Here is a 12546-nt window from a genome sequence, read left to right on the forward strand (position 1 = left end):
GGAGCCCCGTGACCCGGCGCAGCAGCTTACGGGAGCCGGCGCGCCGGTTCACCGGGCCGGATCAGCGGGCCGCCTCGGCGGGCGTCACTGCCGGCCGCTCCTGCCCCGGCTCGCCGCCGGCCTCGGCCTCGGCCTCGGCGCGGCTCAGCGCGGCGTTGCGGGTGTCCGGCATGAGCACGTACGTCACGAGCGAGATCAGCGCGCATCCGGAGACGTACCAGAAGAACATGGTCTCGTGCCCACTGTTCTTGAACCAGAGCGCCACGTACTCCGCGGTGCCGCCGAACAGCGCGTTGGCGATCGCGTACGGCAGCGCCACGCCCAGTGCGCGCACCCTGGTCGGGAACAGTTCGGCCTTGACCGCCGCGTTGATGGACGTGTAGCCGGTGATGATGACCAGGGCCAGCAGGGACAGCCCGAGCGCGGACCAGTACGAGGAGGCCGATCCGAGCGCGGTCATGATCGGGTACGTGCCGACGGTGCAGCCCACCGCGAAGGTGATCAGCAGGGGCCGGCGGCCGATCCGGTCGGACAGCATGCCGGCGAAGGGCTGCAGCACGGCGAAGAGGGTCAGCGCGGTGAAGCTGACGAGCGTGGCCGTGGTCTTCTCCATGCCCGCGCTGCCGACCAGGTACTTGGTGAGGTAGGTGGTGTAGGTGTAGTAGGCCACGGTGCCGCCGAGGGTGAGCGCCATGACGAGCCCGGCCTGCCGCCGGTACTGCCACAGGGCCTTCAGCGTGCCGCGCGTGCTGTCGTCGTGGGCGTCCCCGCCCGTCTCCGCCGACGCCGACGACTCCTCCTTGAACGCGTCGGTCTCCTGCAGCCGGCGCCGCAGCCAGAAGACGACCACCGCGAACAGCGCACCGAGGAGGAACGGGAGCCGCCAGCCCCAGCTCTCCAGCTGGGCTGTGGTCAGGGTGTGCTGAAGGGTGATCAGGGCGCCCAGTCCGAGCAGCTGGCCGCAGGTCATGGACACGTACTGGAAGGACGAGCCCAGCCCGCGCCGGTTCCGGGCCGACGCCTCGGTCAGGTAGGTGGCGCTGGCGGCGTACTCGCCGCCGATGCTCATCCCCTGCAGCAGCCGGGCGAGCAGCAGCACCAGGGCGCCGAAGTACCCGGCCTGGCCGTAGGTCGGGGCGACGGCGATCAGCAGGGCGGCCACCGACATCATGGTGACGGTGAGGGTGAGCGCGCTCTTGCGCCCGTGCCGGTCGGCGGCACGGCCGAGGATCCACCCGCCGACGGGACGCATCAGGAAGCCGACCGCGAAGATCCCGGCCGTGTTCATCAGCTGGGTGGTCGGGTTGTCGCCGGGGAAGAAGGAATCGGCGAAGTAGATCGCGAAGCTGGCGTAGACGAACCAGTCGTACCACTCGACGAGATTGCCGAGCGAGCCGCCGATCAGGGCGAGACGGCGCTTCCTGCGCTCGTCCCCGGGCGGCGACGCGGGCATGACGGTGGACGGGGACATGGCGGCTCCAGAGGGAAGTTCCCTGATGAGGGACGGCAGAACGGCCCCGGCGGTGGGGAGTGTCCAGAGCATGCGGCGGCCGTCGTACCCGGACAAGGTCCGCCACGCAGATCTAACGTTCCGCTAAGAAAGCCCCCGGGAAAGCCGCGGGGCCGCCGGATTTCACCGTTCGGTCATGCGCACGTCATGCCTGCTCCATGGCCGTCACCCGAACGTGGCCCACCGTGGGGGCGGCCCGCCGCGGAACGCCGGAAGACCCCGGCCACCACGCGGCCGGCCTACCCCGGTACCCCCCCGACAGGAGGCAAGATGCGCGTGATCCCGAGCAGGCGGACCCCGGCCGTGGCCGTGGCCGCGGCGGCCATGGTGGCCCTGGGCGTGATCGCCGGACCGGCACACGCCCAGGAGGAACACGGCGGCGCCGCACCGTCACTGCCCCGGGTGACGGCCTCCGTCGAGACGCCCTCCCTCTTCGACGACGAGGCAGGCGGCAACGCGAACGCCGACGACCCGGCGATCTGGCGCAACGCCAAGGACCCCGACGCCAGTCTGGTCATCGCCACCGCCAAGGAGGGCGGCCTGCGCGTCTACGACCTGGACGGACGCCAGGTGCAGGCCCTGCCCGCGCCTCAGCCGCCGAGGGACGGCGACAAGCCCGGGCGCTTCAACAACGTCGACCTGATCACCGGACTCCGCTTCCCGGACGGCCGTCACGACGTGGCCGTCGTCTCCGACCGCGGCCGCGACCAGCTGCGCGTCTACCGGATCGACCCGAAGCGGCGCACCGCCCCGCTGGTCGACGTCACCGACGAGGCGGCCGCCCCGCAGGTCTTCTCCGCCGGTCAGGACGAGGTCAACGACCAGCGGACCGCCTACGGCCTGGCCGCCTACACCGACCGCCGCAGCGGCCGCTCGTACGCGGTCACCAGCCGGCGCCACGCCACCGACCTCGCACTGGCCGAACTGCTGCCGAACGCCCGGGGCAAGGTCGGCTACCGCACCGTCCGCACCACCTCGCTGCCCGCCGCCTTCACCCTGCCGAACGGGAAGAGCTGGGCGCCGTGCGGCGAACCGGGCGAGCGGCCCCAGGTCGAGGGCATGGTCGTCGATCCCGACACCGGTGACCTCTACGCCGGTCAGGAGGACGTCGGCATCTGGAAGCTCGACGCCGACCTGCGCTCGCCCGCCCGCCTCATCGAGAAGGTCCGCTCCTTCGGCGTGCCCGGCACCTGGAACCCCGCGACGGAGGAGTGCGACGCGGGCGCGGACCCCGGCTTCGGCGGCCGGCACATCGCCGCCGACGTGGAGGGCCTGACCATCTGGCGCGACCCGAAGCACCCCGGCCACGGCGGCTACCTGCTCGCCTCCAGCCAGGGCGACGACACCTTCGCCGTATTCGACCGCGAGCACGGCAACGCGTACGTCCGCGGCTTCCGCGTCGGCGACGCCGCGACGCCCGGTGCGCCGGACGGTTCGCAGGAGTGCGACGGCGCCGCCGTCACGAGCGCACCGCTGGGCAAGAGGTTCCCGAACGGCCTGCTGGTCGTCCAGGACGGCCACAACACCCCCCGGACCACCGGAGCCGACGGCCAGGCCCGTACCGACACCGACTTCAAGTTCGTGGACCTGGGCCGGCTGAAGCGGGCCGCCCGCCTCTGACCCCGCCCGCCTCCGACGCCGCCGCCGGGGACCGTGACCTGGGCGGCGCCGCGTTCGCCCAGGTCGATAGGATCACCACCGCATACGACGGAAGGCGATCATGGCGGACAGTCCCCTCAGGCCCAGCTCGTTGATCAACACGGTCTACGGGGCGTTCCTGCGACGCCTCGGCGGCTGGATCTCCGTCGCCGACCTGATCACCCTGATGGCCGAGCTGGACGTGGACGGCCCGGCGGCGCGCTCGGCGATCTCCCGGCTCAAGAAGAAGGGCGTCCTCGAACCGGAACGCCGGGGCGCCACCGGGTACCGGCTCAGCCCGGGCGCGCAGCCCGTCTTCGACGAGGGCGACCGGCGCATCTTCGGCAGCCTGGAACCGGCGAAGCTGAGCGACGGCTGGGCCATGGCCGTCTTCTCCGTACCGGAGTCCGAGCGCTCCCACCGCTACCAGCTGCGCACCCGGCTGACCTGGCTGGGCTTCGGGAACATCGCCCCGGGCGTGTGGCTGGCGCCCGGCCGCCTCCTCGGCGACGCCCGCGACATGCTCGTCCGCCTCGGGCTCAGCGAGTACGTGCACCTGTTCGCCGCCGAATACGCGGCCTTCAGCGACCTGCCCGGCACGGTCAGCTCGTGGTGGGACTTCCCGGCGATCGAGGAGCAGTACGCCGGGTTCACCGAGGCCTACGGCCCCGTCGCCGCGGGACTGACCGAGCGGACCGCCGTCGACGGGGCCGAGGCCTTCCGCCACTACGTCCCGATGCTCACCCAGTGGCGCCGCCTGCCCTACCTCGACCCCGGGCTGCCCGCCGAGCTGCTCCCCGCGGACTGGAACGCGGTCGCCGCGCGGCAGATCTTCCAGCAGCTGAACGAGGTGCTCGCCCCGCCCAGCCTGCGCCACGTGCAGGAAGTCACCGGGCTGACCGAGGCCTGACCGGAGGAGGCGGGCTACCGCGCCGTCGGACGGCGCAGCCGCCGCCAGTACCCGGCGAGGTCGTCGACGGTGCCGGTTACCGAGTCCAGGCTCATCGTCGTCCGGGAACCGCGTTCGTAGCGCGGCCAGTTCGGCATGGGACGGTGGTTGGGATCGCCGGTGCGGACGAACGAGATCCAGGACGCGTGCACGGCCCCGGCCAGTCCGTCACGGATCCTGGGATTCAGCCCCGCCAGGAACGGCGCCTGCGACCACTTGTCGAAGTTGTCGAACACGAACGGCAGCTCCAGGCAGTGCGCCGCGCCCAGTTGGCCGCCGTGCGCGGGCGTCGGGAGGTCGAACTGGTACGCCCAGACCGGCCGGCCGCGGGCCGCCCGCCGCTCGGCCAGGTCGATGCCGGGCATGCGGAACAGATCGTCGCCGATCAGGTCCATGAGCACGTCGACCGGGCGGGCCCCGGGCCGGGCCTCCTCGTACGCGGTGTAGGCCTCCGCCGCCCGGGCCCCGAAGGTGTCCCGCGCTCTGGCGAGCACCTGCTCCTTGGTGGCGGCGGCGTACGGCTCGCTCAGTGCGAAGGCGAAGGCGGCCTCCTCCCTGGTCCACCCGATCAGGAGGTCGATGTCCGCCCCGGGCCCGGCGAGCAGCAGATCGGCCGGGTCGCGGGTCAGCGTCACCTCGTCCAGCACCGGCAGGAAGGGCGTCGACCAGTACCCCCAGCGTCCGGTCCGCCTGAACATCTCGATCGTGGCGGCGATCAGCTGGGGCCAGGGGAGCGTCCGTAGCTCCGCCACGTTCCGGGCACCGACGATGTCGAGGTAGGTGGCGCTGCGCTGCAGTGACTCCGCGCGGGTGGGGATCTGCAGGCCGAGCGGCGGGCTCTGCAGGATGGCGCGCCGGAACAGCGGGCGGCCGGCGGTCCGGGCCCCGGCGAGCGCGGCGACCGACAGCGCTCCGCCGGACTGCCCGGCGAGGGTGATGTCGTCGGGGTCGCCGCCGAACGCGGCGATGTTCTCCCGTACCCAGCGCAGTGCGGCGAGCTGGTCGGTGAACCAGAAGTTCCCGCCGGCGCCGTCCTCACCGAAGTAGAGGTATCCCAGCGGCCCGAGCCGGTAGTTGAGGGTCACGGCGACGAGGTCGCCGTTGCGGGCGAAGGTCTCGCCGGAGTAGTTGGGCAGGGAGCCCGATCCGGAGATGAAGCCGCCGCCGTGGATCCAGACCAGCACCGGCCGCCGGGCGTCATCGGCTCCGGGCGTCCATACGTTGAGCGTCAGGCAGTCCTCGCTGAAGGGGGGAGCGCCGTGGGTGCCGAGCACCGCGTCGCCGCCCTCCCGGTAGAGCTGCGGGGCGCTCGGCCCGAACGCGGTCGCGTCGCGCGTTCCCGTCCAGCCGGGATGGGGCTGGGCGGGGCGCCAGCGCAGGGCTTCGACCGGGGGCGCCGCGTAGGGCACGCCCTTGAACACGGTGAGCCCGCCCTCGACGGCCCCGCGCAGCCGGCCCGCGGGCAGCTCGACGACGGGCGAGGACCCACCCGCCGGCGGTGCGGCCTGCGCCTGGCCGGCCGGTCCGCCGGGGACGCCGGTGAGCAGTGCGGCGCCGGTCAGCACCCCGGTGTTCCGGAGGATTCTGCGCCGTGATGGATCGTCGGTCATGGTGCTTCACTCCCTGACGGATCGTGGATTCGCCCACCGAAGTGGTATGGCGCGAAATTGACGATGGCTAGTGCTACGGCATACGCGAGGCGGGGGTCAAGGGGTGCGGCGGACCTCCGGTATCTATCTTGAGAAGTCTTGACGGGCGTCGCAATTACGCGATAGACACGTGTCACCTCAGGAGCAACATCCGGTCCGCGAAGGCCGGTTGACAACGTACGGAGTCTCCATGGCAGGTCGGTTTCACCCCCTGGTTCTGATCACCGTCACCACAGGCCTCTTGCTGGCCACGGGATGCGGCGGTGCGAGCCTGGGCACGGGCGACGACAACAAGCAGGCCGGGCCCGTGAAGATCGGGCTCCTCGTCCCGCAGTCCGGGACCTACAAGGCCCTCGGCGACGACATGAAGCAGGGCTTCGAGCTCTACGTCCGACAGCACGGCGGCCGGCTCGGCGGCCGCGAGGTCCAGATCGTGACCGCGGACGAGGGGGAGACGGCCGACTCGGGCAAGGCGGCGGCGGAGAAGCTCGTCAAGCAGGACCGGGTCCTGGCGGTCAGCGGAGTGGTCAGCTCGGCCACCGTCAACGGCGTCAAGGACCTGTTCGAGACCAGCAGGATCCCGCTCGTCGGCTCGAACGCCTCGCCCACCACCCTGACCGGAACCGAATACATCTGGCGCACCTCGTACGTCAACGACGAGCCGGGCAAGGCGCTCGGCCGGCACGTCGCCGAGCGGGCCGGCGGCCCGGTCTTCCTCATCGCCGCGGGCTACCAGGCCGGCAAGGACGAGATCGAGGGCTTCAAGTCCACCTTCCTGCCCGCCGGCGGCAAGATCGCGGGGGAGGAGGTCTACACGCCGTTCCCGGGCACCAAGAACTTCCAGCCCTACCTCTCCCAGATCGAGAACTCCGGGGCGAAGGCGGTCTTCTGCTTCTACGCCGGCGGCGCGGCCGTCGACTTCGTGAAGCAGTACCGCGACTTCGGACTGGCCGGAAAGATCCCGCTCTACGCACCCGGCTTCCTCACCGAGGGCGGCGTGCTCAAGGGACAGGGGGACGCGGCCGAAGGCATCCTCACGGCCCTCAACTACAGCGCCGACCTGGACAACGCCGCCAACCGGCAGTTCGCACCGGCCTACCGGGCCGCCCACGGCACCGACCCGACCACCTACGCGATGGCCTCATGGGACGCGGCGCAGGTGCTCGACAAGGCGATCGGGGCAGCCGGCAGCGCCGTGACCCCGGAGACGGTCAACGCCGCCCTCTCCAGCGTCGGGGACATCGACAGCCCGCGGGGCACCTGGCGGTTCAACAGCGGCGGCACGCCGATCCAGCCCTGGTACCTGCGCGAGGTGAAGCTGGGCGCCAACACCGTCGCCGGCGACCTCGGCCGACTGGGCGGCTGACATGGCCGGATGGCTGGACGGCAACCTCGTCGGCTTCGTCGACGGGATCGCCTTCGGACTGCTGCTGTTCACGATCGCGGTCGGCCTCTCCCTGGTCTTCGGCATGATGGACGTCCTCAACCTGGCGCACGGCACGCTCTACCTCGGCGGGGCCTACACCGCCTACGCACTCTCCGACGGAACCCTTCCGGGCCTGCTCCTCGCCCTCACGGCCGGCGCGCTGGTGGGCGCCCTCGGGGGAGCCGCACTGACCTGGCTCACCCAGCCGCTGGCCCGGCGCGGGCACCTCGACCAGGCCGTGCTCACCCTGGGCATCACCTTCATCGTCGCCGACCTCCTCGCCGCGGCCTTCGGCGGGGAGGTGCTGCCCACCGACCCGCCGGCAGCGCTGCGCGGAACGGTGGACCTGCTCGGCCACACGTATCCGGTGTACCGGCTGGTGTTCATCGCCGTCGCGGCCTGCCTCGCCGTCCTCGTCCACCTGCTCTTCGAGCGCAGCTCGCTCGGAGCCCTCGTCCGGGCCACCGTCGCCGACCGGGACATGGTCCGCGCCCAGGGCGTCGACATCCGCAAGGTGCTGTACGGGGTCTTCGCCCTCGGCGCCGCCCTGGCAGCGGTCGGCGGTGTCCTCGGTGCGCCGACCCTGGGCCCCGGGCCGGGCGTCGACGAGAGCGTGCTCGTCCTCTCGCTCGTCGTCGTGGTCGTCGGCGGCCTCGGATCCGTACGCGGCGCCCTCGTGGGGGCTCTGCTCATCGGCCAGGTCCAGACCCTCGGAGTGGCACTGCTCCCGCAGTACGCGCCCTTCCTCCTCTTCGGCACCATGCTGGCCGTGCTCGTGGTCCGCCCGCACGGCCTGGTCGCGTCGGCGGTGCGCACATGAGCACGCCCACGACATCCCGGGCGATCGGCACCGCCGTGCTCCTCGGGCTCACCCTGGCCCCCTTCCTGCTCGGCCCGTACGCCGTCGCCACCCTCTCGCGGACCCTGGTGTTCGCCCTGCTCGCGCTGAGCGTGAACCTGCTGACCGGGCTGACCGGGCTGCCGACCCTCGGCCAGTCCGCCTACTTCGGCGTCGGCGCCTACACCGCGGCCATCGTCGCGAAGGACCTCACGGACATCGGCCCGCTCCAACTCCTGATCGCGGCGGGCGTCTCCGCGCTGGTGGCCGTACTCACCGGGTGGCTCGCCGTCCGCGCCCGCGGCGTGGTGTTCCTCATGCTGACGCTGGCCATCGGCGAGATCGCCCACAGCGCCGCCGTCAACTGGAAGCCGGTGACGGGCGGCACCGACGGGGTGTCCGGGATCCCACCCGTCGTGCCGCTGCCCGGCATGCCCGCGCTGGAGCTCGACGGGCTGGTCTACTTCTACGTACTGGCCGTCTTCCTGCTGCTCCTCGCGGCCGTCACCCGCCTGGGCGCGACCCCCTTCGCCCTCGCCCTGCGCGGAATCCGCGACAACGAGCCCCGCATGAAGGCGATCGGCCACCCCACCCGGCGGTACGCCCTCACCGTCTACTGCGGCGCCGCGGCCCTGGCCGGCGCCGCCGGGTCGATGTGGGTCTCGGCACAGCGCTTCGTCTCGCCCGGCGACGCCGGCTTCGAGATCGCCGCCCTCGCCCTGCTGGCCGTCGTCATCGGCGGCTCCGGCTCCATCAGGGGGGCCTGCGCCGCGGCCGCGCTCATCTGGCTGACCCGCGACTACCTCGGAAACCTCGAAGCCGTCGCCGGACGCGGCCCGCTGCTGCTCGGCCTGCTGCTCGTCGTTGCCGTGTACACCCTGCCCCGCGGACTGGCCGGCGTACGGCTCCCGCACCAGCCGAGCCGGAAGAGGGCGGCGTGAGCGACATCGACCTACTGGAACTGCGCGGGGTGTCCAAACACTTCGGGTCCTTCACCGCCGTCGACGAGGTGTCCCTCACCGTGCGCGCCGGTGCCCGGCACGCGATCATCGGACCCAACGGCGCGGGAAAATCCACCCTGTTCGGCCTCGTCTCCGGAACCCTGGCGGCCGGCACCGGAACCATCCTCCTGGACGGGCGGGACGTGACCCGGCTGCCCGTGCACCGCCGGGTCGCACTCGGCACGGCCGCGACCTTCCAGCATTCCAGCCTCTTCATGCGGGAGACCGTGCTGGAGAACGTCCTCCTCGCCGCACTGCTCCGCTCCGGCGCGGGGCTCGGCGGATGGCGGAAGGTGAGTGCCAGGACCACGGAGCTCGCCCGGGCGCGCACACTGCTGGAACGAGTGGGCCTGCCCGACCGGCACGACCTCGCGGTGGGCGCCCTCTCGCACGGCGAACGGCGGCAACTGGAGGTCGCGGTCGCCCTGGCCACCGAACCCCGGCTGCTGCTCCTGGACGAACCCGCCGCCGGAATGTCACCGGCGGAGACGCAGCGCCTCACGGAACTGATCGCCGACCTGCCCGAAGAGGTGACCGTACTGCTCATCGAACACGACCTCGACATGGTCTTCGAGCTCGCCGACACCGTCACCGTCATGCACCTCGGCCGACACCTCACCACCGGCACACCGGATCACGTGCGGGCCTCCGCCGAGGTCCGGCGGGCCTACCTCGGCACCACGGAGGCCGCCTCGTGAAGCCGTTCCTGCGCGTGCGCGGCCTGCGCTCCGGCTACGCCGGGGGCGTGGTCCTCGGCGGCCTCGACCTCGATGCCGAAGAAGGCGGGATCGTCGCCGTCCTCGGGCGCAACGGGGTCGGGAAGACCACCCTCATCTCGACCGTCATGGGATTCGTCCGGCCCTACGAAGGCAGCATCACCCTGGACGGCCGGGAGCTCGCCGGAGCCCGCGTCGACGTCATCGCCCGGGCCGGAGTCGGCGTCGTCCCCCAGGGACGCCGGGTGTTCGCCCCGCTGACCGTGGCGGAGCACCTCGCGATCGCCGCACGGCGCCGTGCCGCGACGGGTCCGTGGAACCGGGCGCGGATCCTCTACCTGCTGCCGAGACTGGGGGAGCGGCTCGGACACCGGGGCGACGAACTCTCCGGAGGCGAACAGCAGATGCTCGCGATCGCCCGGGCCCTGCTGGGCAATCCACGCCTGCTGCTCCTCGACGAACCGTCCGACGGCCTGGCGCCCGCGATCGTCTCCCAGGTGGGGGAGGTGATCCGGGAGGTGAGCGCCGAGGGCATGACGGTCGTCCTCGTCGAGCAGAACCTCGCCCTCGCCCTCTCCGTCGCCGAGCACGTCGCCGTCATGCAGAAGGGGAGCATCGTCCATCGAGCGCCCTGTGCCGAGTTCGCCTCGAGTCCGGGCGACCGCCGGCGGCTGCTGGGTGTCGACTGACCGGCTCATCCGGGGCCGGTACCGGTACCGGCCCCGGTGATCACCGTACGCCCGGTCGGCCGACACCGGGCGAGGTTGCGGGCCTGCGGGGCGGCCGGGCGCGAGGATGCGGTCATGGCCGACATCTTCGCCTCACGCACCATCGACGTGACGACCGGTGACCGGGAGACCGTCCACGACCTGACCGACGCCTGCGCGTCGTTCCTCGGAGAGGTGGCGCGGGGCCGGAGCGGGCTGCTCAACATCTTCACGCCGCACGCGACCGCCGGACTCGCCGTCATCGAGACGGGAGCGGGCAGCGACGAGGACCTCCTGAAGGCCCTGGCATTCCTGCTGCCGGGCGATGACCGCTGGCGGCACCGGCACGGTTCCCCCGGCCACGGCAGGGACCACGTACTGCCCGCGATCGTCCCGCCGCACGCGACGCTCCCCGTGATCGACGGATTGCTGGAGCTCGGAACCTGGCAGTCCGTCACCCTCGTGGACACCAACCGGGACAACCCCCGCCGCCAGGTCCGGCTGTCCTTCCTCGGCTACTGACCCGCTCTGCGGGCCAGAGAGGTGAAGACGTACCAATCATGACAGGTCAGAGGCCGTTTTCGTAGGACCGAGAGCACAGCGGATTGCCCTTGTTCGGACCCCTGTGCGGCTTTCAGAATCACCGTCATGACTTACTCAGCGCACGCCAGTCACGACGCGGTACTCCGAGCCCGGGTCGCCCTCCTCGGATCACAGACCCTGCCGGCCCGGCAGGAGGTCGCCGCCTACCGCGTGCTCGTCCAGGTGAGTCCGCTGGCCTATCTGCCGCTGCTCGCCGAGGCGTTGTACGAATACAGCCGCCAGGACTTCGCGCATCTGCCCGAGACCGCGCTGGCCCTGCGGGCCGAGGCCGTCGCCGCCGCCCGCCGCATGTACACCATGGAGCCGAGCCGGGACCTCCTGCTCATCAAGGCGCTGGACCGCTACCGGGAGCAGCTGGTCCTCATGGACCGGAAGGAGGAACTCGGCTCCGTGGAGCGGGAGATGGCCCTCGTGGCTGCCGGCGGCGGCGTGTAGCGGCCCGGAGGCGAGGGGCCGCGACTTCCCGGCCGGCAATGCCGGGCGCGCGGCCCCTCCTGCCGCATGATCGGGGGAGGGGCACCGACGAGGGACCCGGAGGGCCGAGATGCGACACCGAATGCCGCTCCTGCCCGTCGTGGCGGCCGCGGTGGCCCTGGCCGCCGTCGCCGGGTGCGGCGGCCCCTCGGCGCTGCGCGGCTCACCGCCCGCGCCCTCCTCCGTACCGGCCAGCGGTGACTTCTCCGGCCAGGTCGACGTGGGCGGCGGCCGGAAGATCCATCTGAGCTGCAAGGGCAGCGGCAGCCCCCTCGTCCTACTGGAATCCGGGCTGCACGACTCCTCCGACACCTGGACCTTCACCGACACCCGCCCGCCCGTACCGAAATCCCCGGCGGTGTTTCCGGGCGTCGCCGCGTTCACCCGGGTCTGCGTCTACGACCGGCCCGGAACCGTCCGGTACACCGACCCGCCGGCCCTCACCACGCGCAGCACACCGGTCGACGGCACCCGCACGCTCACCGCGATGGCCGACGACCTCGACCGGCTGCTGACGTCCGCACGCCTGCCGGGCCCCTACGTGCTGGTCGGTCACTCCTTCGGCGGGATGATCACCCGGCTGTACGCCCAGCGGCACCCGGACAAGACGGCGGGCCTGGTCTTCGTCGACGCCTTCGGTACGGACGTCCGCGCCCTCTTCGGCGCGCGGTGGGCCGCGTACCGCGAGCTGCTCGACCGGCCCGGCACGCCCTTCGACGCGAAACCCGCCTTCGAGAGGGTGGACATCGACGGCTCGATCGATGCCGTCACCGCCGCGCACCCCCTGCCCGCGGTCCCCATGGCCGTCCTCAGCAAGACGGAACCCTTCGCCGCCCCGCCCGGGACCCCGAAGGACCTGCTGGACACCCTCGAGCGGGCGTGGCCCCGGGTCCAGCAGAAGCTGGTGGAGCTGGGGTCCCAGACCCCGCACTTCCTGGCCACCGGGAGCGACCACTACGTACAGGTGCACGATCCCGACCTGACGATCAGCGCCGTCCGGCTCGTCGTGGGCCGCGTCCAGGCGGAGCCGTAGCC

The 12546-nt window shown here is 72.1% G+C and carries 12 protein-coding genes; 10 read left to right on the forward strand and 2 right to left on the reverse strand.

Annotated features, from left to right (window positions below):
- Nucleotides 1–61: 61 nt before the first annotated feature.
- Entirely contained in the window at nucleotides 62–1453 is a 1392-nt protein-coding gene (locus JYK04_RS39740) for an MFS transporter (RefSeq protein ID WP_272933159.1), read from the reverse strand.
- A 327-nt stretch (nucleotides 1454–1780) separates the two neighbouring features.
- On the opposite strand from JYK04_RS39740, the gene JYK04_RS39745 reads away from it, so the two are divergent.
- Together JYK04_RS39745 and JYK04_RS39750 are read left to right on the forward strand one after the other, a co-directional pair.
- Nucleotides 1781–3130, forward strand: a complete 1350-nt coding sequence (locus tag JYK04_RS39745; protein ID WP_189744895.1) for a phytase — start codon at nucleotides 1781–1783, stop codon at nucleotides 3128–3130.
- A 100-nt stretch (nucleotides 3131–3230) separates the two neighbouring features.
- Nucleotides 3231–4058: a PaaX family transcriptional regulator gene (locus tag JYK04_RS39750; RefSeq protein ID WP_189744897.1), complete on the forward strand. Its 828-nt coding sequence runs from the start codon at nucleotides 3231–3233 to the stop codon at nucleotides 4056–4058.
- A gap of 14 nt (nucleotides 4059–4072) precedes the next feature.
- Here JYK04_RS39750 and JYK04_RS39755 read toward each other — a convergent pair whose 3' ends face one another.
- Nucleotides 4073–5707, reverse strand: a complete 1635-nt coding sequence (locus JYK04_RS39755) for a carboxylesterase/lipase family protein (protein ID WP_189744898.1) — start codon at nucleotides 5705–5707, stop codon at nucleotides 4073–4075.
- 229 nt (nucleotides 5708–5936) lie between these two features.
- On the opposite strand from JYK04_RS39755, the gene JYK04_RS39760 reads away from it, so the two are divergent.
- From JYK04_RS39760 to JYK04_RS39795, 8 genes are all read left to right on the forward strand, one after another.
- Nucleotides 5937–7112 carry an ABC transporter substrate-binding protein gene (locus tag JYK04_RS39760; protein ID WP_189744900.1) on the forward strand — a complete coding sequence of 392 codons (1176 nt, stop codon included), beginning with the start codon at nucleotides 5937–5939 and terminating at the stop codon, nucleotides 7110–7112.
- A gap of 1 nt (nucleotide 7113) precedes the next feature.
- Nucleotides 7114–7992 carry a branched-chain amino acid ABC transporter permease gene (locus tag JYK04_RS39765; protein WP_189744902.1) on the forward strand — a complete coding sequence of 293 codons (879 nt, stop codon included), beginning with the start codon at nucleotides 7114–7116 and terminating at the stop codon, nucleotides 7990–7992.
- Nucleotides 7989–8951: a branched-chain amino acid ABC transporter permease gene (locus JYK04_RS39770; protein WP_189744904.1), complete on the forward strand. Its 963-nt coding sequence runs from the start codon at nucleotides 7989–7991 to the stop codon at nucleotides 8949–8951. Before JYK04_RS39765 ends, JYK04_RS39770 begins: the two co-directional genes overlap by 4 nt.
- Nucleotides 8948–9709 carry an ABC transporter ATP-binding protein gene (locus JYK04_RS39775; protein WP_202185998.1) on the forward strand — a complete coding sequence of 254 codons (762 nt, stop codon included), beginning with the start codon at nucleotides 8948–8950 and terminating at the stop codon, nucleotides 9707–9709. Before JYK04_RS39770 ends, JYK04_RS39775 begins: the two co-directional genes overlap by 4 nt.
- On the forward strand, nucleotides 9706–10416 hold the full coding sequence (locus tag JYK04_RS39780; protein ID WP_229876691.1) for an ABC transporter ATP-binding protein: 711 nt from the start codon (nucleotides 9706–9708) through the stop codon (nucleotides 10414–10416). Before JYK04_RS39775 ends, JYK04_RS39780 begins: the two co-directional genes overlap by 4 nt.
- Before the next feature lie 114 nt (nucleotides 10417–10530).
- Entirely contained in the window at nucleotides 10531–10956 is a 426-nt protein-coding gene (locus JYK04_RS39785; RefSeq protein WP_189744906.1) for a YjbQ family protein, read from the forward strand.
- Between the two features lie 126 nt (nucleotides 10957–11082).
- Nucleotides 11083–11472 carry a hypothetical protein gene (locus JYK04_RS39790; RefSeq protein ID WP_189744908.1) on the forward strand — a complete coding sequence of 130 codons (390 nt, stop codon included), beginning with the start codon at nucleotides 11083–11085 and terminating at the stop codon, nucleotides 11470–11472.
- A 109-nt stretch (nucleotides 11473–11581) separates the two neighbouring features.
- The gene (locus tag JYK04_RS39795) at nucleotides 11582–12544 is read left to right on the forward strand and encodes an alpha/beta fold hydrolase (protein ID WP_189744910.1); all 963 of its coding nucleotides are present in this window, start codon (nucleotides 11582–11584) and stop codon (nucleotides 12542–12544) included.
- Nucleotides 12545–12546 lie beyond the last annotated feature (2 nt).

This window comes from Streptomyces nojiriensis (assembly GCF_017639205.1).
Lineage (GTDB): Bacteria > Actinomycetota > Actinomycetes > Streptomycetales > Streptomycetaceae > Streptomyces > Streptomyces nojiriensis.

Excerpts from the sequence above, each read along its gene's own strand:
- JYK04_RS39740 (WP_272933159.1), bottom strand. The coding sequence starts at position 1,453 with ATGCCCGCGTCGCCGCCCGGGGACGAGCGCAGGAAGCGCCGTCTCGCC.
- JYK04_RS39745 (WP_189744895.1), top strand. The coding sequence starts at position 1,781 with ATGCGCGTGATCCCGAGCAGGCGGACCCCGGCCGTGGCCGTGGCCGCG.
- JYK04_RS39750 (WP_189744897.1), top strand. The coding sequence starts at position 3,231 with ATGGCGGACAGTCCCCTCAGGCCCAGCTCGTTGATCAACACGGTCTAC.
- JYK04_RS39755 (WP_189744898.1), bottom strand. The coding sequence starts at position 5,707 with ATGACCGACGATCCATCACGGCGCAGAATCCTCCGGAACACCGGGGTG.
- JYK04_RS39760 (WP_189744900.1), top strand. The coding sequence starts at position 5,937 with ATGGCAGGTCGGTTTCACCCCCTGGTTCTGATCACCGTCACCACAGGC.
- JYK04_RS39765 (WP_189744902.1), top strand. The coding sequence starts at position 7,114 with ATGGCCGGATGGCTGGACGGCAACCTCGTCGGCTTCGTCGACGGGATC.
- JYK04_RS39770 (WP_189744904.1), top strand. The coding sequence starts at position 7,989 with ATGAGCACGCCCACGACATCCCGGGCGATCGGCACCGCCGTGCTCCTC.
- JYK04_RS39785 (WP_189744906.1), top strand. The coding sequence starts at position 10,531 with ATGGCCGACATCTTCGCCTCACGCACCATCGACGTGACGACCGGTGAC.
- JYK04_RS39790 (WP_189744908.1), top strand. The coding sequence starts at position 11,083 with ATGACTTACTCAGCGCACGCCAGTCACGACGCGGTACTCCGAGCCCGG.
- JYK04_RS39795 (WP_189744910.1), top strand. The coding sequence starts at position 11,582 with ATGCGACACCGAATGCCGCTCCTGCCCGTCGTGGCGGCCGCGGTGGCC.